The following is a 22873-nucleotide window of genomic DNA, read 5'->3' as shown; positions in this document are numbered from 1 at the left end:
GATTCACCCCCCATTTCTCCGACAACCCCCTCCAAACGCCCATGAATTCACATCCTGGGCGCGCCGTTACACCCCGGCCCGAATTTTCCCCCTCAAGTCTTTTCAGCCCCGACCCGATAACAGGTTCAACGGGTCCGCAATGTCTAGCAAGGACCTCGTGGTCCGGCCCCGTCGGACAAGTTTCATCCGACACGGACCGACAAGGTCTACGCAACTGAAAGGATTTTGATCATGGCTCAGATCATCAACACCAACCTGGCTTCCCTGAACGCTCAGCGCAACCTCAGCTCGTCGCAGTCGTCTCTGGCGACTTCCATGCAGCGCCTGTCCTCCGGTATGCGCGTCAACTCCGCGAAGGACGACGCCGCCGGTCTGGCCATCGCCGAACGCATGAACGCCCAGGTGCGCGGCATGAACGTCGCGGTTCGCAACGCCAACGACGGCATCTCCCTCTCGCAAACGGCGGAAGGTGCCCTCTCCAAGGTCGGTGACTCCCTGCAGCGCATGCGTGAACTGGCCGTCCAGGCCCGCAACGCCACCAACACCACGTCCGACCTGGACTCCATCGGCCGCGAATACGCCCAGCTGGGTGAAGAAATCGGTCGTGTGCTGGGTGGCACCACCTTCAACGGCAAGGCCATCCTCGCCGCCGATGCCGGCACCCAGACCTTCCAGATCGGTGCCAACACGACGGCCAACGACTCGGTGGACGTCGTCACCACCGACCTCACCCAAGATGCCACCATCACCTCGGTGACCGGCGGCACCATCGACAACGCGTCCACCCCGGCCACGCTGGCGACCGTCATCGACAACATCGATGCCGCCATCAAGACCGTGAGCGGCCAGCGCGCTGTCCTGGGCGCTTCGCAGAACCGCTTCGACGCCATCATCTCCAACCTGCAGATCTCGGTCGAAAACCAGACCGCCGCTCGCAGCCGGATCATGGATGCCGACTTCGCGGCCGAAACCGCCAACCTCAGCCGTGCGCAGATCCTGCAACAGGCCGGCAACACCATGGTGGCCCAGGCCAACCAGCTGCCGCAGCAGGTGCTGTCCCTCCTGCGCAGCTGATCGAGCCGCAGTCGCCGCCGGGCCTCAGGCCCAGCCCGCTTCCCCGGGGCGCCAGCCCCGCCCAGCCTCGCGAAAGCCGGCGCCAGCGCCGTTGCACCGAAGGCCCCGCCGCCCTCCCCGCCCTGGGGATGGCCGCGGGGCCTTCTTTTCATTTGATCGGTCTTTCACCCCTTTATCGCGGCTTCATGCACCCGACACATTCTCCACAATGAGATCCATCGAGCCTCCACTTTGACGGGCTCGACCACCGGTCCAACCGGCAGATCCATCCAGAGCGCCGAGGGGCGAGGTGGGGGTCGGCAGGCGAGGTCGGGAACGACAGCGTCAACCACGATCACCGTCAGGATCTAAAGCCAGGACAAGGATCTCCGCAGGAGTGCATCAATGCCACAGACCATCAACACCAACATTGCTTCGCTCAACGCGCAACGCAATCTGAACAGCTCGCAGTCGTCACTGGCGACCTCGATGCAACGGCTGTCGTCGGGCCTGCGGGTGAACTCCGCAAAGGATGATGCCGCCGGCCTGGCCATCGCAGAACGCATGAACGCTCAGGCCCGCGGCATGAGCGTCGCCATCCGCAACTCGAACGACGGCATCTCGCTGGCGCAGACCGCTGAAGGCGCGCTGGGCAAGGTGGCCGACTCGCTGCAGCGGATGCGTGAACTGGCCATCCAGGCCCGCAACGCCACCAACGCCAACAGCGACAAGGATTCCCTCGACAAGGAATTCGGCGAGCTGGCCAAGGAAATGCAGCGCGTGCTGGGCGGCACCACCTTCAACGGCAAATACATCCTGGGTGCGGATGCGGCCACGCCGCAGACCTTCCAGGTGGGTCCGAACACCACGGCGAATGACGAAATCACCGTCACCACGCCGAACATGACCCAGGACCCGGCCATCACGTCCGTCGCGGGTACCGACATCAACGGCGCCGGGCGTGCCGTGATCGACAACACCGCCGACCCGGCCGCGATCGCCACCGTCGTGGCCAACATCGACGCCGCGCTGGACTCGGTCAACTCCCAGCGCGCCGTGCTGGGTGCGACCCAGAACCGCTTCGATGCCGTGATCTCCAACCTGCAGGTAGCCTACGAAAACCAGACCGCCGCCCGCAGCCGGATCATGGATGCGGACTTTGCCCAGGAAACGTCCAACCTCAGCCGGGCGCAGATCCTGCAGCAGGCCGGCAATGCGATGGTGGCCCAGGCCAACCAGCTGCCGCAGCAGGTCCTGTCCCTGTTGAAGGGTTGATTCGCGTCCTAAAGACGCGAAATATTCCCTCAAGTCGGACGCCTGGCGTGCCGATACTGTGGACAGGGCCTCATCCGGGGCCCTGTCGTCCATTGCGCTTGCCTGACCGGCGGATGTACTGATCCACCTATCTGGCGGGACCCAGGAGTCGAACCATGGCCACCATCTCCTCCATCGGCTCAGGCAGCGGGCTGCCCGTTGAGAGCATCATCTCCAAGCTGGTCGCCGTCGAGCAGCAGCCGATCACCGATCTGCAGGGCCGCACCGACACCCTCAAGACCCAGATTTCAGCGTACGGCAAGATCCAGAGCGCCTTCAGCGCGATGCGGGACGCAGCCAGCAAGCTCTCCACGCCCGCCAACTGGGCCGCCCTGACCGCCACCTCCTCGGACACCACCATGGCCACCGTCACCGCCGGCTCCGGCAGTGGGGCGGGCAGCTACACCGTCTCGGTCGGCCAGCTGGCCTCGGCCCAGAGCGTGGTCAGCCAGGCCACCTCGAGCACCGCACCGGTGGGCGCCGGCACCATGACCATCGAGCTGGGCCAGTGGGGCACCGGCACGCCCCCCTCCTTCACCAGCAAGAGCGGCGCCACGGCGGTGAACATCACCGTCAGCGCCACCGACACGCTGGCCAGCGTGCGCGACAAGATCAATTCGTCCAGCTCCGGCGTGCTCGCCTCCGTCGTGACCGATGCCACCGGCAGCCGGCTGGTGGTCCGTTCCGCCGCCACCGGCGAAGTCAATGGATTCCGGATCTCGACTGCGGATGCGGACGGCAACAACGGCGATGCGTCCGGCCTGTCCGCCCTCGCCTATGACCCGTCTGCCAGCATCAGCTCGATGACGCAGAATGCCGCCGCGCAGGACGCCAAGGTCAAGATCAACAACATCGACATCGTCTCGTCCACCAACACCATCGAGAACGCGGTCGATGGCTTGAGCATCAACATCCTGAAGAAGGGCGACCTCACCGTCACCGTCGGCCAGGACAAGGACAGCATCAAGAAGAACATCACCGACTTCGTCACGGCCTACAACAGCCTGATGAACCTGCTGCGCGACAACACCAAGTACGACCAGACCAGCAAGGCGGCCGGCGCCCTGCAGGGCGACAGCACCGCGGTGAATCTGCAATCGCAACTGCGCAACATCACCTCCGGCGGCAGCACGCTGGGCGGCTCGTACGCCCGCCTCGCCGACCTGGGCCTCAACATCGGCACCGCTGGCACGATCACGGTGGATGACACCAAGCTGAGCAGCGCGCTGGGCCACGTCAGCGACCTCAAGCAGCTGTTCATGGGCGTGGACAGCACCAATGCCGCCAACAACGGCATCGCCACCAAATGGCGGGCGCTGGCGGACCAGGTCACCGGCATGGACGGCGCCATCACGACCCGGACCGCCGGCCTGCAGTCCCGCGTCACCTCCAACAACAAGCGGGTCGATGAATTGACCGACCGCTCGGCCTCTTATGAAAAGCGCCTGCGTGCTCAGTACACCGCGCTGGACACCCAGATGGCCAAGCTGAACGACATGTCCAGCTATGTCAGCAAGATCACCAGCATGCTCAACAGCAGCAGCTGAAAAAGCGCGTCTTTTGCGGCGCTTTGAATAACGCGCCCTGAAGCCTCCTCACGGAGGCTTTTGTTTTTGTGAAATACCGCAAAATTCCTGCATTAATCCTGGCGAGGGTCGGCTCAAGTTAGCCGCGTGAGAGCCGAAAACTAAAACAAGCACTACGACAACCCCGCAGCACATCATGTACGGAAACTCCTCTCCCTTTGCTTCCCACGGCCAGCGCGCGAGCAACATGTACAACCGCGTCGGCGTGGAAACCGATGTGCTGCAGGCCTCGCCGCACCGGCTGGTGCAGCTCCTGCTGGACGGCGCCAACGACGCCATGACCCAGAGTCTGGGAGCGATTCGTGCCGGGAATGTTGAAGCGAAGGGCCGCGCGCTGAGCAAGGCCGTTCGCATCCTGGACGAAGGCCTCAAGGCTGCGCTGAATCCCGCCGCCGGCACACTGGCGAACGACCTGCGTGACCTCTACGCCTACATGAGCATGCGCCTGACCTACGCCAATCTGCACAGCGATCTCGCTGCGGTGGAAGAGTGCCAACGTCTGATGCAGCCCATTCGTGAAGCCTGGGCCAGCATCGCCCCGGCTCAGAACGAACAACGCGTTGCCGCCTGAAGGTCGGCTGTCATCCCGAACGTCAAGATACGAGCTCGACCATGACCAAGCCTTTCGCCGCCAAGACGCATTCCGCCGCCCCGGCCTCTTCCGCCCCGACGACGACCATGAATACTCATCTCCTGAGCTACTACGAAGCCATTGAACAGGCCAGCGCCGACATGCTCAACGCCGCTCGCACCGGCAACTGGGATGAAGTCGTCAAGCTTGAAGGCGCCTGCGTGCTGCTGATTTCGCAGCTCAAGCATGCCGCCAGCCAGCAGCAGCTGGGCGCGGAGGAGTCGCAGCTCAAGAGCCGCATCATGCAGCGCATCCTGCTGAATGACGCCGAGATCCGTCATCTGGCCGAACCCTGGCTGGAAGACCTGGATCACCTGATGAAGGGCAAGTCCAAGACGGTTCACTGAGCCGCGCGGTCTCCCGCCCCTGGATTGGCAGCGACCCGAGCCCTTCACCTTGAACGATCGCACCCCGGACCCCTCGACCGCCCCAGGTCCCTCTGACGACCTGGACGGCGCCGACGACTACCGCCTGGACGCGCCCGGCGAAGTCCAGAGCTGGCTGCGGGAATTGATGCAGGCCCAGGCCCGTGTGCAATTGAGCACGCCGGACGGGGCCTTGCTCCACACCGTCGTGATGGCGGTGGATCCGGCGCATGGGGTGCTGAGCCTGGAAATGCCGGTGGATGCGGCCGTCACCGAGGCGGTCCTGTCCAGCCCGGAAGTCCATGCCATGGCCTACCTCGACCGCATCAAGCTGGCCTTCGAGGTCTCCGGTCTGGTGGCCGTGCGCGGCGCCGGTGGCACGGTGCTGCGCGCAGCTTTGCCGGCGCGCCTCTTCCGCTTCCAGCGCCGTCAGGCCTACCGGGTGCAGTCGCCCGGCCAGATGTATCCGGCCTTGCGTCTGACCCAGCCCGAGGGCCTGCGCCTGCGGGTGCTCAATGTGAGCAGCGGCGGACTGGCCCTGCAATGGCCGCAAGTGGCGGCGGCCGGCTTGACCGGACAAATGCCCCCGACCCCGGTGGCGGGCACGGAACTGTCCGGCACGCTGGAGCTGGAACGGGAAGTGAGCTTTGCCACCCTGCTGCGTGTGCAACATGTCACACCGGGTGAAGACCAGGCGCCGCACCAGCTGGGCTGCGCCTTTGTATCGCTGGCGCCCACGGCCTCGCGGGCGCTGCAGCTGTTCATCGACCAGGCGCAGAAGCGCGAGCGGATGCTCAAGCGCCCGGGCTGATCCTCAGCCGGCACCAGCGTTCAGGGGAGCGCGGGCTCACACCTGCATGTTCATGACTTCGGAGTAAGCCGAGACCAGGCGGTTGCGCACCTGCAGGGTCGCCTGAAAGCCGATCTGGGCCTTCTGCATGGCGATCATGGTCTCTTCCAGGCTGACGGTCGGATTGTCCAGCTGGACTTCCCGCTGCAGGCGTGATGCCTCGTTCTGCTGGTTGCTGACGGACTTCAATGCCGAACTCATCGCATCGGCGAAGTTCGTCCCGGACGCGGGCTTGGCCACCGGCTGCCCCTGAGGGGTCAGACCGGCACGGGCCACCGCGCTGGCGAAATTGAAGGGTTGAAGTTTGAGGTCCACGGACTGGACTGTAGACACTCCCTCGCCCCTGCAAGAGCGGAACAAGGGGGCCTTCTTCGGCCTGTTTCCCGCATTCTTGAGGCCAGTCTTGCGAATAATTTCGACTGCGGCCTGGAGTCTCCCTGGCCGTGCGATGCCCGACCCACTTACGCCGACCGACCCGCCCCATGGACAACGCCCTGAGCCCTGCCGCCGGACTCCCCGCCGAGGTGAAGCCTGGAGCTCCCCAGAGCTTCCCGGCCCGCCTGGCCGCGATGCCCACCAAAAGCAAGCTGATGCTCGGCGGCGGCCTGGCCGCCCTGCTGGCCGTCATCGTGGCGATGACCATGATGACCAGCAAGGGAGATTACCGCCCGCTGTTCTCCGGTCTGTCGGATAAAGACGGCGGTGCCGTCATCGCCCAGCTGGCGCAGATGAATGTGGCCTACCGCAATGAGCCGGGCGGCACCATCATGGTTCCGGCGAACCAGGTGTATGACCTGCGCATGAAGCTGGCGTCCCAGGGGCTGCCCAAGGGCGGCATCGTCGGCTTCGAGCTGATGGACAAGCAGTCCATCGGCCAGACCCAGTTCAATGAACGGCTGAACTTCCAGCGCGGCCTGGAAGGGGAACTCACCCGCACCATCACCGCCATGGCGGATGTGGCCGATGCCCGGGTGCATCTGGCCATTCCGCAGCAGAACGGCTTCTTCCGGGAGCAGCAAAAGCCCAGCGCCTCGGTCATGCTGACCCTGCGCGGTGGCCACACCCTGGACCGCAACCAGATCGCCGGCATCGTGCATCTGGTCTCGTCCTCGGTGCCCGAACTCAATCCCAAAGCCGTCAGCGTGCTGGACAGCACCGGCACCCTGCTCTCCAACAACAACGACAACAACGGCACCGGGCTGGACAGCCAGCAGCTGCTTTACAAGCAGCAGGTCGAGAACAACCTGAACAAGCGCATCGCGGAGTTGCTGGAACCGGTGGTGGGCCGCGACAACCTGCGCTCCACCGTGACGGCGGACGTGGACTTCAACCAGGTGGAATCGACCGCCGAGGAGTTCAAGCCGAACCAGGGGCCCAACACCCAGAGCTCGGTGCGCCGCATGAATTCCGAGGAGCAGATCGGCAGCACCCCGGCGGTGCCCACCGGTGTGCCGGGCGCCACCACCAACCAGGTGCCGCCGCAGGCCGCCGCGCCGATCAACGGCCAGGCCCAGCAGCTGCAACCGGCCGGCACCAGCGGCGGCGCGCAGAACACCCGTCGCGTGAACGGCACCGAATTCGAAGTCGATCGCACCGTGCGGGTGACCCGCAATGCGATTGGCCAGGTGCGCCGCCTCAATGCGGCCGTGGTGATCAACCAGAAGACGGTGACCGATGCCAAGGGCAAGACCAGCAGCCAGCCGCTGTCCGATGCCGAACTGCAGAAGCTCGACAGCCTGGTGAAGGAAGCCATGGGCTTCTCCCAGGACCGTGGCGATTCGGTCAAGGTGATCAGCGCGCCGTTTGTGGCGGACAAGAACGAACCGGCCGACCTGCCGCTGTGGCGCCAGCCCTGGCTGCGTGACGTGGCCCGTGATGCCGCCATCCCGGCTGCCCTGGTGCTGGTGGCGCTGATTGCAGTCTTCGGCCTGGTCCGTCCGGCGCTGAAGGCAGCCTTCCCGCCCCCGCCGCCGAAGGAAGACGCGGAAGCCGCCAACGCGACCGAGCTGAGCGTCATCGAGAACGAGCAACTGGCCCTGGCGGCCGGCCCGGGCGGCCTGCCGGCCCTGGAAGCCCCTATCTCCAACGACAAACTCGAGCGTGCCCGCCAGTTGGCGAGAGACAATCCGGTGGCCGTGGCCAACATCATGCGGGCCTGGGTGAACGGGGAAGAGCTGGAGACGGCCAAGCGCTGACGCGCCCAGGGCCCTTTCCACCGATCCCATTCCCCACCGCATCACGAGATCCAAGCGAGACCCGACATGGACGACAAAGGCGTAGAAGACGCAGCCATCCTGCTCATGTCCCTGGGCGAGGAGGAGGCCTCCGAGGTCTTCAAGCATCTGGCCCCCAAGGAAGTGCAGAAGCTGGGCGAAACCATCGCCAAGATGAAGGTCGTCCCGCGCGACCGGGTCGAGTCGGTGCTGGAACGCTTCGACAAGGTGGCCGAGACCCAGAGCACGCTGGTATCTGACACCGACGAATATGTACGCTCGGTGCTGCGCAAGGCGCTGGGCGAAGACAAGGCCAACCTGCTGCTGGACCGCATCCTGCAGGGGTCGGATGTGTCGTCCATCGAAAGCCTGAAGTGGATGGACCCCGGCTCGGTGGCCGAGCTGCTGCGCAATGAACACCCGCAGATCGTGGCGGCCATCCTGTCCCATCTGGACTTTGACCAGAGCAGCTCGGTGCTGCGCGTCTTCACCGAACGTCAGCGCAATGAAGTGCTGATCCGCATTGCCACGCTGGACGGCATTCAGCCAATGGCGCTGAAGGACCTCAATGAGGTGATGGGCCAGATCCTGGCCGGCGGCGAACGCATGAAGAAGTCCAACCTGGGTGGCGTGAAGACGGCGGCGGAAATCATCAACATGATGGGTTCCAGCGTCGAGGCGTCGGTGCTGGACTACATCCGCGAAGCCGACTCCGACCTCGCCCAGAAGATCATGGACAACATGTTCACCTTCGACGATATGGACAAGATCGACGATCGTGGCATCCAGGCCATCCTCAAGGAAGTGCAGTCCGAATCGCTCATCGTGGCCCTCAAGGGCGCCGGGCCGGAACTGCGCGAGAAGATCTTCCGCAACATGTCCAGCCGGGCCGCCGAAACGCTGCGCGAAGACCTGGAATCGCGCGGACCGGTGCGCCTGTCGGAGGTGGAAGCCGAGCAGAAGGAAATCCTCAAGGTCGTACGGCGTCTGGTGGACGAAGGACAAATCGTGCTGGCCGGTGGCGGCGACGACCAATTCCTGTAATAGGCTTACGGGTCGCAGTCAGGACAGTTCATTCTCATGGTCAACCGCCCGCCCCGCCAAGTGCCGCCGCCCACCCGCCCGGAAGGCGATCAGCCGCGTGGCACCAGCTACAGCCGCATCATTCCGCGGGAGGAACTCTCCGGTTTTGCCGCCTGGAATCCGGGCTCGCTGGACGGTGGTGCCGCGCCGCGCCGCCCGCCGGTGAGCGCGCCGCCGCCGGTGGAGCCGCCCGCGCCCCCGCCGCCGCCCGCGCCCAGCATCGACGAATTGCTGCAGGCGGCCCGGCAGTCGGGCTACCAGGACGGCTACCGGGACGGCATGGCCGCACTGGATGCCTTCAAACAGAGTTTTGCCAAGCAGATCAGCGCCCAGGTCGGTGCGCTGGTGACCAGCTTTGATGCCGACCTGCAGAGCCTGGAGCGGGACATGGCGGACTCGCTGGCCCGCACCGCGGTGGAACTGGCGCGGCAGGTGGTGCGCAATGAGCTTCGCACCCACCCCGAACTGATTGCCAAGGTGGCGCACGACACGGTCGAGGCGTTGCTGATCAATGCCCGCCATGTGCGCATGCGGGTGCATCCGGACGATCTGCCGCTGGTGCTGGATGGCGCCGGCGAAGAGTTGCGCGCCCGCGAGACCCAGGTGATTCCAGACCCCAGCATCGCCCGGGGCGGCTGCAAGGTCGATGCCGACATCTGCAGCGTGGATGCCACCTTGCCGGCCCGCTGGCAGGCGGCGGTGAGCACGATCGGGCAGGCGTCTGTGTGGGAAGACCGCCGTTCGGGTTCGGACGCAGACGCGCCCCGCGGCCGCCCGCCTGCGCCCGCCCATGAGGGGCGCCCCGACGCACGCCCCGAGCCCCGGCCTCCGCTGCACGAGATGCTGCGGGAGGATCTGGACCGCGAGCCTTTGGGCGGACGGGACGCCGGTCGCATGGAGTCGGGTCGCGGGGAGTCGAATCGCACGGAGCCAGGTCGATTTGAACCGAGCCGATTTGAAGCCAGCCGCTTCGACCAGAGTCGCTTCGACGACGACACGCCGGCCTGAGGTCGCCCATGAGCACCCGTACCGACCGCTGGCAGCAGTACTTCCGCGACCTGCAGAACTTTTCCACCAACGCTCCCTCGCTGGAGCCGCAAGGCAAGCTGGTGCGGGTGGCCGGCCTGGTGCTGGAGGCGACCGGTGTGAAGGTCCCGGTGGGCTCGGTGTGCGAGATCCACATGCCCTCCTCCGCCGCCCAGCCTCGCCGCGGCCAGCGGCCGGTGCAGGCCGAAGTGGTCGGCTTTTCGGGGGACCGGGCCTATCTGATGCCCACCGACGAAATCCACGGCCTGGCCAGCGGTGCGATGGTGCTGCCGCGTCCGGCGGCCCTGCATGGACCGGCGCTCGGCGAAGAGCGCCACCCCTGGCGCCGGGATGAAGACCGCGGCCTGCACCTGCCGATGGGCGACGGGCTGCTGGGTCGCGTGGTCGATCCCCAGGGACATCCGCTGGATCGCGGCGGCCCGCTGCAGCAGGTGCGGGACGAACCGATGGTGCGCCGGTCCATCAATGCGATGGATCGCGACCCGGTGCGTCGGCCGCTGGATACCGGCGTGCGCGCCATCAATTCGCTGCTCACCGTGGGCCGTGGCCAGCGGCTGGGCCTGTTTGCCGGTACCGGCGTCGGTAAATCGGTGCTGCTGGGCATGATGGCCCGCTACACCCAGGCCGATGTGATCGTCGTCGGGCTGATCGGTGAACGCGGCCGGGAGGTGAAGGAATTCATCGAGGACATCCTCGGTGAAGAGGGCCTGCGCCGGTCGGTCGTGGTGGCGGCCCCGGCTGACGCGCCGCCGCTGCTGCGCATGCAGGGCGCGAGCTACGCCACCGCCATTGCCGAGCATTTCCGGGATCGCGGCCAGCATGTGCTGCTGCTGATGGACTCACTGACCCGCTATGCGATGGCACAGCGGGAGATTGCCTTGGCCATTGGCGAACCGCCCGCCACCAAAGGCTACCCGCCTTCGTGCTTTGCCAAGCTTCCGCAACTGGTGGAGCGTAGCGGCAACGGTCTGGCGGGTGAAGGCTCGATCACCGCCTTCTATACCGTCCTCTCGGAGGGGGATGACCAGCAGGACCCGATCGCCGATGCTGCGCGGGGGATCCTGGACGGGCACATCGTGCTCAGCCGGGACCTCGCGGAGAGCGGGCATTACCCCGCGATCGACGTGGAGAAATCGATTTCCCGGGTCATGACCAGCGTGGCGGACCGTCGTCATGTTGAACTTGCTCGGCGATTCCGGCAATTGCTCGCGAAATACAACAAAGCGCGTGATCTTATTCAGCTCGGCGCCTATCAGGCAGGGCACGATCCGGAACTGGATGCCGCCGTTCGCTTGCATGCCGACATGGTCCGATTGCTTCAACAAGACATGCATTCACCCGCTTCTTTGGCGGATTGCCTGAACCAGTTGGCGGCCACACTTCATTCCACGTGAAAGACGTGGAAATCCGTGGACGAGGTAAGCCAATGAGTAGTTCCAACCTGCAAGCGCTGACCGTGCTGCTGGAGCGCGCGGAAGCTGAGCGCGACGAAGCCCTGCGCTTCCTCCAGGACGCTGAACGGCGGTCCCAGGCGGCGCGGCTGCAGCATGACCAGCTGAGCCAATATCGCAGCGACTACCAGTCCCGCTGGAAGCAGGAATTTGCCCAGCGCACCACCATCCAGATTCTGGGTTGTTATCAGAACTTTGGCGGGCGGCTGGACCAGGCCATCGGCCAGCAGGCCGGGGTGGCCGACTTTGCGGATCAACGTCTGGACGCGGCTCGCCGGGTGCTGCAGGAGCGTGAGCTCCGTGTGGCGTCCGTGCGCAAGCTGATCGAGCGCCGCCGTGCCGATGCCCTGCGCACCCAGATGCGCCAGGAGCAGCGCACGACCGATGAGCAGGCGGCACGTGCCGCGGCTCGGGGCGGCAATCCTTTGAACCGTCTGGTCGCCTGAGGTCCCTGTCCATGTCCCAGATCCCCCTGAATCATTCCGGTGCCGCGGGCAGCAGCGCCCTGAGCGGCCTTGGCGGTCCCTCGGCCGGCACCCGCAAGGACAGTGGCCGCGCCGTGGCCTTGCCCGCGACGGCGCCGAACGCGTCCGCGCCGTCGTTCTCTCAATTGCTGAACCAGAGTGCGTCCCACCTGAAGGCCCAGGCCCCGCAGACCCCGTTTGCGTCGACGTCCCTGCCGGGCCCATCGATGGCGTCTCCGCAGACGCCGAACGTGGCGACGGCGTCGAGCAACGCGGCCCAGGCCGCTCAGCGCGCAGCCCAGAACCGGGCCGCCAATGGCGCGGGTCATGGCAATGGCAACGGCACCAGTGGCACGGCGCAGGAAGAAAACAAGCTCAACGCCCGCAATGCCTTGAACCGGAATGCGGCCAACAAGCAGGCGGACGCTCCCAAGACACCCGCTCCGTCGGCCCAGGCGAAGGCCGATGCGGCCGACGCTGCCGCCAGGCCGGTGGGCGCACGCAACACTGCGACCGACAACAGCCAGTCTTCCCAGGCCGGCGGCAAGACCGACGGCACTGAGGCGACGGCCGGTCAGGATGACCAGGACGCCAAGGACACCCCGGCGGCCGGCGATCCCACTGCCGCTGCCCAGCAGATGCTGGCGATGCTGCGAGGCGATGCGCCGGCCGAGGCGCGTCCGCAAGGCAAGGCGGATGGCCTGGTGGACGGCACGGGTGAAGATCACGCAGCAGTGGCCGGCCATGGCAAAGGTGGCCATGCCCATGCAGGCGGCGCAGCGGGGCATGACGCCCTGCAGCAGGAGCTGCAGCAAGCCACAGCGGCGGACGCAGACGGCAAAAAGCCCGCCGACGAGGCGCTGGAAGGCCTGCAGGCCCTCGCAGGCGGCAGCAAGGAAATCGCGCTGGGCGACCACGCGGCCGCTGGCGGCCCGGGCCATAGTTTTGAAGCCTTGCTGGCTGCGGCCCAGCAGGCGGACGGCACCGGCGCGGCGGGCGCCACCGACGCCCCGCGTGCGGCGGACGCGCCTTCGGTCCCCCTCTCCCAGCCGCTGGACAGCCCGGATTTCGCGCCGGAACTGTCGGCCAGTGTCAGCCTGCTGATCCAGGACGGTGTCCATGAAGCGCAGCTGCAGCTGAATCCGGCGGACATGGGGCCGGTGGCCATCCAGATCCAGCTGGACGGCCAGCAGGCGCAGGTGAATTTCCATGCGGCCCAGGCCGAGACCCGTGACGTGCTGATGCGCAGCATGCCGGATCTGGCGGCGGCGTTGCAGAACCAGGGCATCACCCTCAGCGGTGGCGGCGTCTTTGCGCAGACCCAGTCGGGCAACGGCCAGGACGGGCGCGGCAGCGACCGTGACGGCGATGGACGCCGCGGTGGTCTGGGCGGCAAGGGCGGCGATGACGGCCTGACCTCGGTGGCCCGCAGCGAGCGCCGGACGGCGCCGCGCGGTCTGGTGGACCTGTACGCCTGAGCGCGCGCCGCTGCCTTCCGCACGGCGGAGGGGGGCGGCGCATCCCTGAGCGTCAGTCTGGCCGGACCGGGAGGGTTCCGGCGGGGCGTGCGAAGTCCTCAGTCCAAGCGCCAACTGCTGTTTTTCCTGTCTTTTCCAGTTTTGGCGCGGACGCGGTCGCCGCACAATGGACGGTAGAGGGGCTCCTGGCGAGCCCGCATGTCCGACTGATTACAGGAGCCCACCCATGGCCACTGCTGCTGCTGCAGGGAATGAGGTCGCCGCCAAGGGCGGCGGCAAGAAGAAGCTGATCATCATCATCGCCATCGTGCTGGTGCTGGTGCTGGCTGGCGTGGGCGCCCTGCTGATGATGAAGAAGAAGTCGGCCGCGGCCGATGAAGAAGGCGGCGCGGCTGAAGAGACGCATGCTCCGGCGGCAGCCCATGCCAAGCCGGGCACCCCGCCCACGTTCGTGCCGCTGGACCCTTTCACCGTCAATCTGGCGGACAAGGAAGTGGACCGTTTTGCGCAGGTCGGCATCACCCTGGAGGTGGCGGACCCGCACTTTGCCGATCAGCTCAAGGCTTACATGCCGGCCATCCGCAACAACGTCCTGCTGGTGCTCTCCCACAAGACCTCGGCGGAGCTGCTGACGGTGGAGGGCAAGGAAAAGCTGGCGCGCGAGATCCGCCGTGAAGCCGTACGCCCGATGGGCATCGAGCTGGAAGACGAAGACGAAGAAGACAGCGACGCGCCGAAAAAGAAGAAGAAAAAGAAGAAGCAGGTGGAAAGCCCGGTCACGCAAGTGCTGTTTTCCACCTTCATCGTGCAATAAGCGCGGGTCCGTGCAAAGGTTGAAGTCATGAACCAGCAGATCCTCTCCCAGGACGAAGTGGATGCCCTGTTGCAGGGCATCACTGGCGAGAGCCAGAAGCTCGAGGCCGAAGAGGTCCAGAGCGGCGGCATTCGCGAGTACAACCTGGCCAGCCAGGAGCGGATTGTTCGTGGGCGCATGCCCACGATGGAAATCATCAACGAGCGTTTTGCGCGGAATATCCGCATTGGGCTGTTCAACTTCATCCGCAAGAGCCCGGAAGTGGCGATTGGCGGCATCAAGGTGCAGAAGTACAGCGCCTTCCTGCGCGAGATCGTGGTGCCGACCAACTTCAACATCGTGTCGGTGAAGCCGCTGCGGGGGTCGGGCCTGATCGTCTGTGACCCGACGCTGGTGTTTGCGGTCATTGACTCGCTCTTTGGCGGCATTGGCAAGTTCCACACGCGGATCGAGGGTCGTGACTTCTCGGCGACCGAGCAGCGGGTCATCCTGCGCCTGGTGGAAGTGATCACGCAGGAATACCAGAAGGCGTGGAAGGGCATCTATCCGCTGGAGCTGGAGTATCAGCGCTCGGAAATGCAGCCGCAGTTCGCGAATATCGCCACGCCCAGTGAAATCATTGTCTCGACCAGCTTCACGCTGGAGATTGGCGAGACGAGCGGCACGGTGTACTTCTGCATTCCGTATTCCACGCTCGAGCCGATTCGCGATGTGCTCTACAGCACCACGCAGGGTGATTCCAGCGAGCCGGACCGGCGCTGGGTGAATCTGCTGAAGCACCAGATCCAGTCGGCCGAGGTGGAGCTGGTGGCGGAGCTGGCGAAGGCGCCGGCGACGGTGGAGCAGCTGCTGGCATTCAAGCCGGGCGACTTCATTGAGCTGGATCTGGAACAGATCATCCAGGCCAAGGTGGATGGTGTGCCGGTGTTCGATTGCCATTACGGTACGTCGAACGGCAAGTACTCGATCAAGATTGAAAAACTGCTGACTGGCCCGGATGCGGGCTGGCTGGGAGCCCGCAATGGCTGACACTCCGAACTCGATGGACGAACAGGACGCAATGGCCGCTGAATGGGCGGCGGCGCTGGCTGAGGCTGGCGGTGGTGGTGGACAGGCTGTGGAAGAGGTGCAGTCGGTGGCGGAGCAGGTGGCTCCCGCGACGTTCACCAATTTCACGCCGACGCCGGGCAATATGCCGGGCAGTGACATCAACATGATTCTGGACATTCCGGTCCAGCTGACGGTTGAACTGGGCCGCACCCGCATCCCGATCAAGAACATTCTGCAGCTGGCGCAAGGGTCCGTGGTGGAACTGGATGCGCTGGCGGGCGAGCCGATGGATGTGCTGGTGAATGGCTACCTGATTGCGCAGGGTGAGGTGGTGGTGGTGAACGACAAATTCGGTATTCGCCTGACCGACATCGTGACGCCGTCCGAGCGCATGCGCCGCCTGAGCAAGGCCTGACCACGGCCTGTGCGGCCTCATCGGCCTGCACCTGCACACGGGCCTTCCCGACGCGGCGACCTGCCTCAGGCGCCCGACTCTCCGCACCGCTCCGTCCCCTCCCCCGCAGTTCTCGGTTGGAGAAACCGGTGACTGGGGGCCCTTTTCCGTAAGTAAAAGGAGGAGGCCCTGCAGGGGCCGGGGGACATGGAGGAAAAGGGCCCCCAGTCACCGGTTTCGATCCACCGAAACACCCCCCACATCCCCTGTTTGTTTCGGTGAAGCGCGCGAAGAGAACCCTCCATAATCGGGAGGTATGAACACCTCCCTCGCCCCTCTTCTGTGGTTCCTGGCGATTCTCGCCCTCATCCCTGTGGTGCTGTGGCTCTTGAAGCGCACGCCGCTGGGCGGTGCTGCGCTGGGCGGGCACCTGCGCACGGTGGCGCAGCTGGTGATTGCCCCGAGCCAGCGGATTGTGATTGTGGAGGTGGGCCAGGGTGACGACCGGCAATGGCTGGTGCTCGGCATCACGGGTCAGCAGATCCGTACCCTGCACGTCATGCCGCCCCAGGCGGATGTTGGTGCGGCCTTGCAGTCGGCCCAGCCCAGCTTTGCCCACATGCTCAAGCGCAGTCTGGGCGGCCGCCAGGCTGACGGAACGGGAACGGGTCTCTGACATGCGCAGCGTTGCTTCCGCCCGCCGCCTCGCCCCAGGTCTCATCGCCCTGCTGCTGAGCACCCTCAGCGCCGCTGCACTTGCCCAGCAGGCTGGCGGCGGCTCCCCCGCCTCAGTGCCGCTCATCATCGGCCAGGGTGCGGGTGGCAACAGCTACTCGGTGCCCATCCAGACCCTGCTCTTCTTCACCGCGCTGGGCTTCCTGCCCGCCGTGCTGCTGATGATGACCGGCTTCACCCGCATCGTCATCGTGCTCTCCCTGATGCGCCAGGCACTGGGCACGCAGGCCGCGCCGCCGAACCAGGTCATTGTGGGGCTGTCGCTCTTCCTGACTTTCTTCGTCATGAGCCCCACCCTGGACCGTGTCTATGCAGACGCCTACCAGCCTTACTCTACCGGCCAGATCGGCTTTGAAGTGGCGCTCGACCGTGCCCAGGTCCCGATGCGCGCCTTCATGCTCAAGCAGACGCGCCAGTCCGACGTCGCGCTCTTCTCCCGCCTGGCCAAGCTGGATGCGGCCACCACGCCGGAGAACGTGCCCTTCCGTGTGCTGGTCCCGGCCTTTGTCACCAGTGAATTGAAGTCGGCCTTCCAGATCGCCTTCCTCATCTTCATCCCGTTCCTGGTCATCGACATGATCGTGTCCAGCGTGCTGATGAGCCTGGGCATGATGATGCTGTCACCGGTGCTGGTCTCCTTGCCGTTCAAGCTCATGCTGTTTGTGCTGGCGGACGGATGGAACCTGCTGCTCGGATCGCTGGCGGCTTCGTTCGCCCAGTAGCGGCCGCCCTGGACTTTGCGACGACCGCCGCTCCAGAACATCCAGACCGCCCGGCGTCTTCAGCCCCTTCAGCGCCCTCCCCCATCAGCTCTTTCAGCCCCTTCAGCTCTTTCAGCCCTTTCAGCCCAAACGCACCATGGATGCCCAACAAGTCTTCACCATCGGCCAGCAAGGCCTGTATGTGCTGCTGATGGTCGCGGCCCCGCTGCTGCTCACCGTGCTGGCCGTGGGCGTGCTCGTGTCGGTCTTCCAGGCGGCCACGCAGATCAACGAATCCACCCTGTCCTTTGTGCCGAAGATCGTCGCCGCGGTGCTGGTGCTGGCCGTGGCGGGTCCCTGGATGATCACCACCCTGGTTGAATACATCCAGCGCACCCTGCAGAGCATTCCGCAGGCGCTGGGCTGAACGGACCGCCGGACCGCGTCGACGCCCCACATGCTGACCTTTAGCGAAGCCCAGGTCATGGCCTGGCTCAATCCGATCCTGTGGCCGTTCATCCGCACGCTGGCGCTCTTTGCCGGCATGCCGGTGTTCAGCCAGCGGGCGGTGCCGCAGCGGGTCAAGATTGGGCTGGCGATGTTCATCGCGGTGGCGGCGCAGCCGTCGCTGCCGGAGATGCCGGTGGTGCCGCTGGACTCCCTGCCGCAGCTGCTGGTGGTCGTGGCGCAGCAGCTGCTGATCGGCCTGTCGATGGGCTTTGCCGTGCGGCTGGTGTTTGCATCGCTGGAGTTCGCGGGGGAGCTGATCGGCCTGCAGATGGGGCTGAACTTCGCCGGCTTCTTTGATCCGTCCACCGGCTCGCAGGGCACGTCGTCGTCGCGATTTCTGGGGTCGATGGTGGCGTTTCTCTTCATTGCCATCAACGGGCATCTGATGCTCATCCAGTCGCTGGTGGCGAGCTTTCAGGCGTTCCCGGTGGGGGAAGAGCCGTTCCGCTTCCTGCGGGTGGCGCAGCCGCAGGTCTGGGGCGCCGAGGTCTTCCGCATGGGGCTATGGATTGCGCTGCCGCTGGTGACGATGCTGCTGTTCGTCAATCTGGTGCTGGGCATCATCTCGCGGGTGGCACCGCAGCTGAATGTGTTTTCGGTCGGCTTCCCGCTGACGGTGAGTGTGGGCCTCGTCGGCCTCGTGGCCACACTGCCGCTGATGCATCAGCCGTTCATGATCGCGCTGGAGCGCTTGCTGGCGGCGTTCACCTGACGAGACTCTGATCGAGTTTCACCGGGTTCACAGGTGAGCGGAACGAGCGTTTGCTCCTTTGACGGAATCGGGGTGGAACGACTGATTCAAGTCGTTGGCAGTCCGTGCGGGAGGTTCTCACAATGAGAACTTCCTTCTCTTCAGACTGCAGCAATACCCGGCGGAGGGAGCGTCCTACAAGGCTGCTCGATAGCGGCACAGACGTTTTCCTCGGCGCGGGCTCGCTTCAGTCAATACTGCCATGCGAACGCCTACTTTCTTTCCTGACCCCAGGCAGCGCCCGTCGCCGGGCGCTGCGGCCAAAGCCCGCGGAGCCGCCGCAGCGTCCCAGGATGTTCCGGCACGAGCGCTCTCGCCACGCTCAAAGCCGTTCCCCTGCCCGCCCGACCCATGGGAACTTCGGCGGGTACGTCGTCTGCAGCACCGCCTGGAAGCCGGTTTCTGGCGCGGAGCCGATGACGACGCCTGGGTGCAGGACACCGAGGTGACGCTCGGCACTCCGGCCTACGACAAGCTGGTCCGCTGGTACCTGCGCCGCAAGCCGTTCCTGGCCTTCTTGGCGTTGACTGACTACGCCCGCCTGCTGACCCGTCACATGAAGGGCTGCACGCTCACGGCCCATGTCAGCATCGACCCTGAAGACGGTTGGCTGTGTCTGTGGTTCACCGTCTACGGGCTGCCGCGTTTGAAGCGGCATCGCGCCATCCACGATGAACATCGTGCGTTCCTGGATGCGCTGTTCGCGGAAGGACTGCACGTGCGACACACCTCCGGGCATATCGGGCTGATGATTGCACGCGGACCGTTGCGCACGGGGCGCTGAATGGGGAGGCCCCATGCCGCCCTTCCGTCCCGCCGCATTCGCCCGTCTGGCCGACCTGCTTTCAAGGCAGTCAGACGAGGCCAGCCACCGAAGTGCGATGTCCCGCGCGTACTATGCGACCTTTCTCGTCACCAGAGACCTGCTGAACATTCGTGACCGCAGTGCGGACGTCCACGGCAGGGCCTGCCAGGAACTCAAGACCATGGGGCTGGAAGACCTGGCCGAAGACCTTGAAGAACTCCGTCGCTTGCGCAACGTCGCCGACTACAACACGGCGATCCACTTCCGGCAGAGAGAGGCTTTGCAGGGGGTACGGACGGCTCACGACCTGCTGCAGGAACTGCGGAGTCCCTCCACGCTGAGGCGGATCCGCAGCCACCTGCGCAGGTCGCTGCTCAAAGCTCCCGCAGCGCCGTCGTCACCGGCACGCTCGCGGCGCGCACCGCGGGGAACAGCCCGCCGATGAAGCCGATGGCCAGGGCCCATTTCAGCCCCTCCCACAGCAGTTGACCGGACACCTTCAGTTCAAAGCTCAGCTTGCCCACCGAGCCCGCCGCCATCGTGGACGCGGAATGGCCGTTGAACAGCAGAAAGGCCACCACCCCGCCGATCAATCCGCCCAGCGCCGCCAGCAGCATCGTCTCCAGCATCACCGCCACCACCACCGGCAGTCCCGGAAAACCGATGGCCCGCAAGGTTGCGATCTCCCGCGCCCGGGTCGCCACCGCGGCAAACATGGTGTTCAGCGCGCCAAACACCGCGCCCACCGCCATGATCGCCCCCACCACCGTACCGATGATGCGCAGCGTCTTGCTCATCGACTCCGACTGCTTCGCAAAGAAATCCAGCGTCGTTGTGGCATCCACCTTCAACTGCGGATTGCTGGTCAAACTCTCCTTGAACCCGGCCATCGCCTCCGGCCCGGTCAACCGCACCGTCACCGAATTGCGGCTGCTGCCCCGACGGAACGCATCCGCCAGAATGGTCGCATCGGCCCACAGTTCCGACTCCATCGCATCGCCGGACGAAAAGATGCCCACCACCTTCCACACCTGGTTGCCCAGCCGCACGTCCTGGCCCACCACCAGCCCACTGAACTGACGGGCCGCGCCCTTGCCCACCATCAGCTCCCGCAGTCCCGGCTGAAAGCGCCGCCCCTCGATCACCTTGACCTGCGGCCGCACCAGGAAGGCTTCGTCGCCCACCCCACGGAACTGAACGCTGCCCTCTTCATCCTTGCCCCCGCCCTTGACCGGCAGATTGGCCGCGACCACCGTCTCGGCCGAGACCAGCGGCTCGCCCTTGTCGGAGCGCGCCACGCCGGGCGCCTGGCTGATCAGCACGATGTCATTGCGGCTGAGTTGCGACGACACCTCCGCCGCCGACGCCCCGCGCAGCACGATGGCCGTGTCCAGGCTGCCGGAGCGCTTGAGCGTCTCGGCATAGCCCTCCGCCATCGCCAGCAGCGCCACCAGCACCCCCACCACGCCGGCAATGCCGACGACGATGACCGCGGAGGAGCCCAAGCGCTGCGGCAAGGTGCTGATGCCCACACCCGCCACCGAGCGGGCCTGCCCGCCTCGCCGGCTGAGCAGCAGCCACAGCGTCAGCAGCACGGCCAGGCCCAGGGCGCCGCTCCACGGCAGGAACACCCATCCCACCACCGCCAGGATCAGAAAGATCACCAGCCCGAATCGTTTCAGAATCGTCATGTCTGGCTCCTCAGCGCAGTGCGTCCACAATCTTCAGCCGCATCGCGTTCCAGGCCGGCAAGGCCCCCACGATGGCACCGAAGACCAGCGCCAGGCCGACGCCCGTCGCCCAGCTTCCCAGCCCCGCCGCAGGCAGACGCAAGGCGCCGCCGCTGCCCGCGCTCACCGCCGGCCCGATGACGCTGGCCAGCGCCAGCCCGACCACACCACCGATCAGCAGCAGCAGCATCGATTCCGCCAGCACCATCGCCATCACGCTGCCGCCGGAGAAGCCGATGGTCTTGAGCACCGCAATTTCGTTGGTCCGCTCCCGCACCGCCTGCATCATCGTGTTGCCGGCCAGCAGCAGCAGGGTGAAGAAGACGGCGCCCATGATGGAGCTGACGATCAACCCGATGTCCGCGAGCTGCTTCACCCAGGACGACATGGCCGCCTGCTCGGTCTGGGTGCGGGTTTCATGATCGGAGTTGGCGGACAGGGCATCGATGGCCTTGGCCACCTGATCCGCCCGGTTCACATCCGTCACCTTGGTCACATACCAGCCGACCGTGCCCTGGTTGAGTGGCGTGGTGTCGTCGAAGTACTTCCAATTGAGCAGGAAGATCGAGTCGTACCAGCCGCCCGCCTTCTTGTCAGTGGCCTGGATCAGTCCGACGATCTCGAACTCCCAGTTCTTGTTGCCACTGCGGTCCGGATAAATGGTCGATTGCAGCGGGATGCGGTCTCCCACTTTCCAGTTGAACTTCTTGGCCAGCCGCTCCCCCACCAGCGCCCCGGTCCGGGTGGAGGCAAAGGCCTTCAGCGCCTCATCCGTCACCCGCATTTCGGGATACATGTCCACATAGTTGGGGGCCACCGCAAAGCTGAATACCGCGTTGCGAGGGTCTTGATAAGCACCGCCAAACCAGTTGGCATAAGTCAGCTTCTGGACGCCGTCCACCTGACCGATGCGTGATTCCAGCGCCTTGGGCAAGGTCTGGATGAAGGACAGACGCGCGCCGGTCTGCAGCCGGGACGCCCCGTTGGCGCTCTGCCCGGCCTGGTCGAAGGAGATGCGGACGGCATCCAGCAGCCCGAACAGCAAAAAGGCGGTGATGATGGACACCAGGGTGAGGAAGGTCCTGAGCTTGCGCCGGAACAGCGCCGCCCACACCAGATGAAGGTATTTCATGGCGGGCTCCTCAGGCGCTCACCTGCTCGACCAGGCTGCCCTTGTCCAGATGCAACACCTGGCCGGCGCGTTCGGCGGCTCGTGGATCGTGGGTGACCATGACGATGGTTTTGCCCTGATCCCGGTTGAGCGCCTGCAACAGGCTCAGCACGTCCTCGGCCGACTGGCGGTCCAGGTCACCGGTCGGTTCGTCGCAGACCAGCAGGGTCGGGTCGGAGACGATGGCCCGGGCGATCGACACCCGCTGCTGCTGACCGCCAGACAGCTCGGTCGGCTTGTGGCTGGCCCGGTCCGACAGCCCCACCAGCGCCAGCGCAATCGAGGCTCGCTTGCGCCGCTCCGCCGCCGACAGTTTGGTCAGCAGCAGCGGCAGCTCCACATTGCGTTGCGCCGACAGCATCGGCATCAGGTTGTAGAACTGGAAAACGAAGCCGACCCGTGCGGCGCGCCAGCGGGACAGCGCCGCTGAACTCAGCTGATCGATCCGTTCGCCGCCAATGCTGATGCTGCCCGCAGTCGGCCGGTCCAGGCCCCCGATCAGGTTGAGCAGCGTCGTCTTGCCGGAGCCGGAGGGACCCATCAGCGCCAGGAAATCCCCCTGGTTGACCTCCAGGTCGATGCGGTGGAGCACTTCCACCTGTTGCTTGCCTCGCACATAGACCTTGGAGAGGTCGCGGATCTCGATCAGTTTGCTCACGGTAACTCCTCGCCTGGGG

25 protein-coding genes are annotated in these 22873 nt (G+C 65.6%); 21 read left to right on the top strand and 4 right to left on the bottom strand.

Annotation, left to right across the window (positions count from 1 at the left end):
• The first annotated feature begins 231 nt into the window (after positions 1-231).
• The 6 genes from FHS28_RS19625 to FHS28_RS19600 all read left to right on the top strand — a co-directional run bounded on the left by FHS28_RS19625 (position 232) and on the right by FHS28_RS19600 (position 5760).
• Positions 232-1074 (top strand): flagellin N-terminal helical domain-containing protein, encoded by an 843-nt coding sequence (locus FHS28_RS19625; protein ID WP_088454764.1) that lies wholly within the window; start codon positions 232-234, stop codon positions 1072-1074.
• 384 nt (positions 1075-1458) lie between these two features.
• Entirely contained in the window at positions 1459-2328 is an 870-nt protein-coding gene (locus FHS28_RS19620; protein ID WP_088454758.1) for a flagellin N-terminal helical domain-containing protein, read from the top strand.
• Between the two features lie 155 nt (positions 2329-2483).
• Entirely contained in the window at positions 2484-3914 is a 1431-nt protein-coding gene (gene fliD, locus FHS28_RS19615) for a flagellar filament capping protein FliD (protein ID WP_088454757.1), read from the top strand.
• 175 nt (positions 3915-4089) lie between these two features.
• A complete protein-coding gene (gene fliS, locus FHS28_RS19610; protein WP_088454756.1) occupies positions 4090-4524 on the top strand; it encodes a flagellar export chaperone FliS in 435 nt (144 codons plus the stop codon).
• Positions 4525-4631: 107 nt separating this feature from the next.
• Complete coding sequence (locus FHS28_RS19605) at positions 4632-4931, top strand: flagellar protein FliT (RefSeq protein WP_088454755.1); 300 nt, start codon at positions 4632-4634, stop codon at positions 4929-4931.
• A gap of 49 nt (positions 4932-4980) precedes the next feature.
• Entirely contained in the window at positions 4981-5760 is a 780-nt protein-coding gene (locus tag FHS28_RS19600; RefSeq protein WP_088454754.1) for a flagellar brake protein, read from the top strand.
• Positions 5761-5796: 36 nt separating this feature from the next.
• Here FHS28_RS19600 and fliE read toward each other — a convergent pair whose 3' ends face one another.
• The gene (gene fliE / locus FHS28_RS19595; protein ID WP_088454753.1) at positions 5797-6114 is read right to left on the bottom strand and encodes a flagellar hook-basal body complex protein FliE; all 318 of its coding nucleotides are present in this window, start codon (positions 6112-6114) and stop codon (positions 5797-5799) included.
• 167 nt (positions 6115-6281) lie between these two features.
• On the opposite strand from fliE, the gene fliF reads away from it, so the two are divergent.
• From fliF to FHS28_RS19520, 15 genes are all read left to right on the top strand, one after another.
• Positions 6282-7994, top strand: coding sequence for a flagellar basal-body MS-ring/collar protein FliF (fliF, locus tag FHS28_RS19590; protein ID WP_088454752.1), 1713 nt, complete (start codon positions 6282-6284; stop codon positions 7992-7994).
• 66 nt (positions 7995-8060) lie between these two features.
• Positions 8061-9056, top strand: coding sequence for a flagellar motor switch protein FliG (gene fliG / locus FHS28_RS19585; RefSeq protein ID WP_088454751.1), 996 nt, complete (start codon positions 8061-8063; stop codon positions 9054-9056).
• Positions 9057-9092: 36 nt separating this feature from the next.
• Entirely contained in the window at positions 9093-10103 is a 1011-nt protein-coding gene (locus tag FHS28_RS19580; protein WP_088454750.1) for a FliH/SctL family protein, read from the top strand.
• A gap of 8 nt (positions 10104-10111) precedes the next feature.
• Positions 10112-11536, top strand: a complete 1425-nt coding sequence (gene fliI, locus FHS28_RS19575) for a flagellar protein export ATPase FliI (RefSeq protein WP_088454749.1) — start codon at positions 10112-10114, stop codon at positions 11534-11536.
• 32 nt (positions 11537-11568) lie between these two features.
• Positions 11569-12039 (top strand): flagellar export protein FliJ, encoded by a 471-nt coding sequence (fliJ, locus tag FHS28_RS19570; RefSeq protein ID WP_088454748.1) that lies wholly within the window; start codon positions 11569-11571, stop codon positions 12037-12039.
• 11 nt (positions 12040-12050) lie between these two features.
• Positions 12051-13535 (top strand): flagellar hook-length control protein FliK, encoded by a 1485-nt coding sequence (locus tag FHS28_RS19565; RefSeq protein ID WP_088454747.1) that lies wholly within the window; start codon positions 12051-12053, stop codon positions 13533-13535.
• Positions 13536-13761: 226 nt separating this feature from the next.
• The gene (locus FHS28_RS19560) at positions 13762-14349 is read left to right on the top strand and encodes a flagellar basal body-associated FliL family protein (RefSeq protein ID WP_088454746.1); all 588 of its coding nucleotides are present in this window, start codon (positions 13762-13764) and stop codon (positions 14347-14349) included.
• A gap of 27 nt (positions 14350-14376) precedes the next feature.
• Positions 14377-15378: a flagellar motor switch protein FliM gene (gene fliM / locus FHS28_RS19555; protein WP_058934529.1), complete on the top strand. Its 1002-nt coding sequence runs from the start codon at positions 14377-14379 to the stop codon at positions 15376-15378.
• Complete coding sequence (gene fliN, locus FHS28_RS19550) at positions 15371-15814, top strand: flagellar motor switch protein FliN (protein WP_088454763.1); 444 nt, start codon at positions 15371-15373, stop codon at positions 15812-15814. Before fliM ends, fliN begins: the two co-directional genes overlap by 8 nt.
• Before the next feature lie 295 nt (positions 15815-16109).
• The gene (locus FHS28_RS19545) at positions 16110-16469 is read left to right on the top strand and encodes a FliO/MopB family protein (RefSeq protein ID WP_088454745.1); all 360 of its coding nucleotides are present in this window, start codon (positions 16110-16112) and stop codon (positions 16467-16469) included.
• Between the two features lies 1 nt (position 16470).
• The gene (fliP, locus tag FHS28_RS19540) at positions 16471-17250 is read left to right on the top strand and encodes a flagellar type III secretion system pore protein FliP (protein ID WP_088454744.1); all 780 of its coding nucleotides are present in this window, start codon (positions 16471-16473) and stop codon (positions 17248-17250) included.
• 136 nt (positions 17251-17386) lie between these two features.
• Positions 17387-17656, top strand: a complete 270-nt coding sequence (gene fliQ / locus FHS28_RS19535; RefSeq protein ID WP_088454743.1) for a flagellar biosynthesis protein FliQ — start codon at positions 17387-17389, stop codon at positions 17654-17656.
• 30 nt (positions 17657-17686) lie between these two features.
• Complete coding sequence (gene fliR / locus FHS28_RS19530; protein WP_088454742.1) at positions 17687-18451, top strand: flagellar biosynthetic protein FliR; 765 nt, start codon at positions 17687-17689, stop codon at positions 18449-18451.
• A 469-nt stretch (positions 18452-18920) separates the two neighbouring features.
• On the top strand, positions 18921-19274 hold the full coding sequence (locus tag FHS28_RS19525) for a hypothetical protein (protein ID WP_088454741.1): 354 nt from the start codon (positions 18921-18923) through the stop codon (positions 19272-19274).
• Positions 19275-19287: 13 nt separating this feature from the next.
• Positions 19288-19740, top strand: coding sequence for a HEPN domain-containing protein (locus FHS28_RS19520; RefSeq protein ID WP_184295243.1), 453 nt, complete (start codon positions 19288-19290; stop codon positions 19738-19740).
• Here the strand turns inward: FHS28_RS19520 and FHS28_RS19515 are convergent.
• From FHS28_RS19515 to FHS28_RS19505, 3 genes are read right to left on the bottom strand one after another with little or no spacing between them, the layout of a single operon-like run.
• Entirely contained in the window at positions 19670-20986 is a 1317-nt protein-coding gene (locus FHS28_RS19515; protein ID WP_184295240.1) for an ABC transporter permease, read from the bottom strand. The two genes, FHS28_RS19520 and FHS28_RS19515, sit on opposite strands and share 71 nt — an antisense overlap.
• Positions 20987-20996: 10 nt before the next feature.
• Positions 20997-22157 carry an ABC transporter permease gene (locus FHS28_RS19510; protein ID WP_088454739.1) on the bottom strand — a complete coding sequence of 387 codons (1161 nt, stop codon included), beginning with the start codon at positions 22155-22157 and terminating at the stop codon, positions 20997-20999.
• A gap of 10 nt (positions 22158-22167) precedes the next feature.
• On the bottom strand, positions 22168-22854 hold the full coding sequence (locus FHS28_RS19505) for an ABC transporter ATP-binding protein (protein ID WP_088454738.1): 687 nt from the start codon (positions 22852-22854) through the stop codon (positions 22168-22170).
• Between the last annotated feature and the right edge of the window lie 19 nt (positions 22855-22873).

It is taken from the genome of Roseateles terrae (assembly GCF_014192155.1).
Lineage (GTDB): Bacteria > Pseudomonadota > Gammaproteobacteria > Burkholderiales > Burkholderiaceae_C > Roseateles > Roseateles terrae.
This window is presented reverse-complemented; position numbering and strand designations above follow the sequence as displayed.

Coding starts and splice junctions, on each gene's coding strand:
- FHS28_RS19545 (WP_088454745.1), top strand. CDS start 16,110: ATGAACACCTCCCTCGCCCCTCTTCTGTGGTTCCTGGCGATTCTCGCC.
- FHS28_RS19605 (WP_088454755.1), top strand. CDS start 4,632: ATGAATACTCATCTCCTGAGCTACTACGAAGCCATTGAACAGGCCAGC.
- fliF (WP_088454752.1), top strand. CDS start 6,282: ATGGACAACGCCCTGAGCCCTGCCGCCGGACTCCCCGCCGAGGTGAAG.
- FHS28_RS19625 (WP_088454764.1), top strand. CDS start 232: ATGGCTCAGATCATCAACACCAACCTGGCTTCCCTGAACGCTCAGCGC.
- fliM (WP_058934529.1), top strand. CDS start 14,377: ATGAACCAGCAGATCCTCTCCCAGGACGAAGTGGATGCCCTGTTGCAG.
- fliR (WP_088454742.1), top strand. CDS start 17,687: ATGCTGACCTTTAGCGAAGCCCAGGTCATGGCCTGGCTCAATCCGATC.
- fliG (WP_088454751.1), top strand. CDS start 8,061: ATGGACGACAAAGGCGTAGAAGACGCAGCCATCCTGCTCATGTCCCTG.
- fliJ (WP_088454748.1), top strand. CDS start 11,569: ATGAGTAGTTCCAACCTGCAAGCGCTGACCGTGCTGCTGGAGCGCGCG.
- FHS28_RS19515 (WP_184295240.1), bottom strand. CDS start 20,986: ATGACGATTCTGAAACGATTCGGGCTGGTGATCTTTCTGATCCTGGCG.
- FHS28_RS19520 (WP_184295243.1), top strand. CDS start 19,288: ATGCCGCCCTTCCGTCCCGCCGCATTCGCCCGTCTGGCCGACCTGCTT.
- FHS28_RS19560 (WP_088454746.1), top strand. CDS start 13,762: ATGGCCACTGCTGCTGCTGCAGGGAATGAGGTCGCCGCCAAGGGCGGC.
- fliI (WP_088454749.1), top strand. CDS start 10,112: ATGAGCACCCGTACCGACCGCTGGCAGCAGTACTTCCGCGACCTGCAG.
- FHS28_RS19510 (WP_088454739.1), bottom strand. CDS start 22,157: ATGAAATACCTTCATCTGGTGTGGGCGGCGCTGTTCCGGCGCAAGCTC.
- FHS28_RS19620 (WP_088454758.1), top strand. CDS start 1,459: ATGCCACAGACCATCAACACCAACATTGCTTCGCTCAACGCGCAACGC.
- fliN (WP_088454763.1), top strand. CDS start 15,371: ATGGCTGACACTCCGAACTCGATGGACGAACAGGACGCAATGGCCGCT.
- FHS28_RS19580 (WP_088454750.1), top strand. CDS start 9,093: ATGGTCAACCGCCCGCCCCGCCAAGTGCCGCCGCCCACCCGCCCGGAA.
- fliP (WP_088454744.1), top strand. CDS start 16,471: ATGCGCAGCGTTGCTTCCGCCCGCCGCCTCGCCCCAGGTCTCATCGCC.
- FHS28_RS19565 (WP_088454747.1), top strand. CDS start 12,051: ATGTCCCAGATCCCCCTGAATCATTCCGGTGCCGCGGGCAGCAGCGCC.
- fliQ (WP_088454743.1), top strand. CDS start 17,387: ATGGATGCCCAACAAGTCTTCACCATCGGCCAGCAAGGCCTGTATGTG.
- fliD (WP_088454757.1), top strand. CDS start 2,484: ATGGCCACCATCTCCTCCATCGGCTCAGGCAGCGGGCTGCCCGTTGAG.
- fliS (WP_088454756.1), top strand. CDS start 4,090: ATGTACGGAAACTCCTCTCCCTTTGCTTCCCACGGCCAGCGCGCGAGC.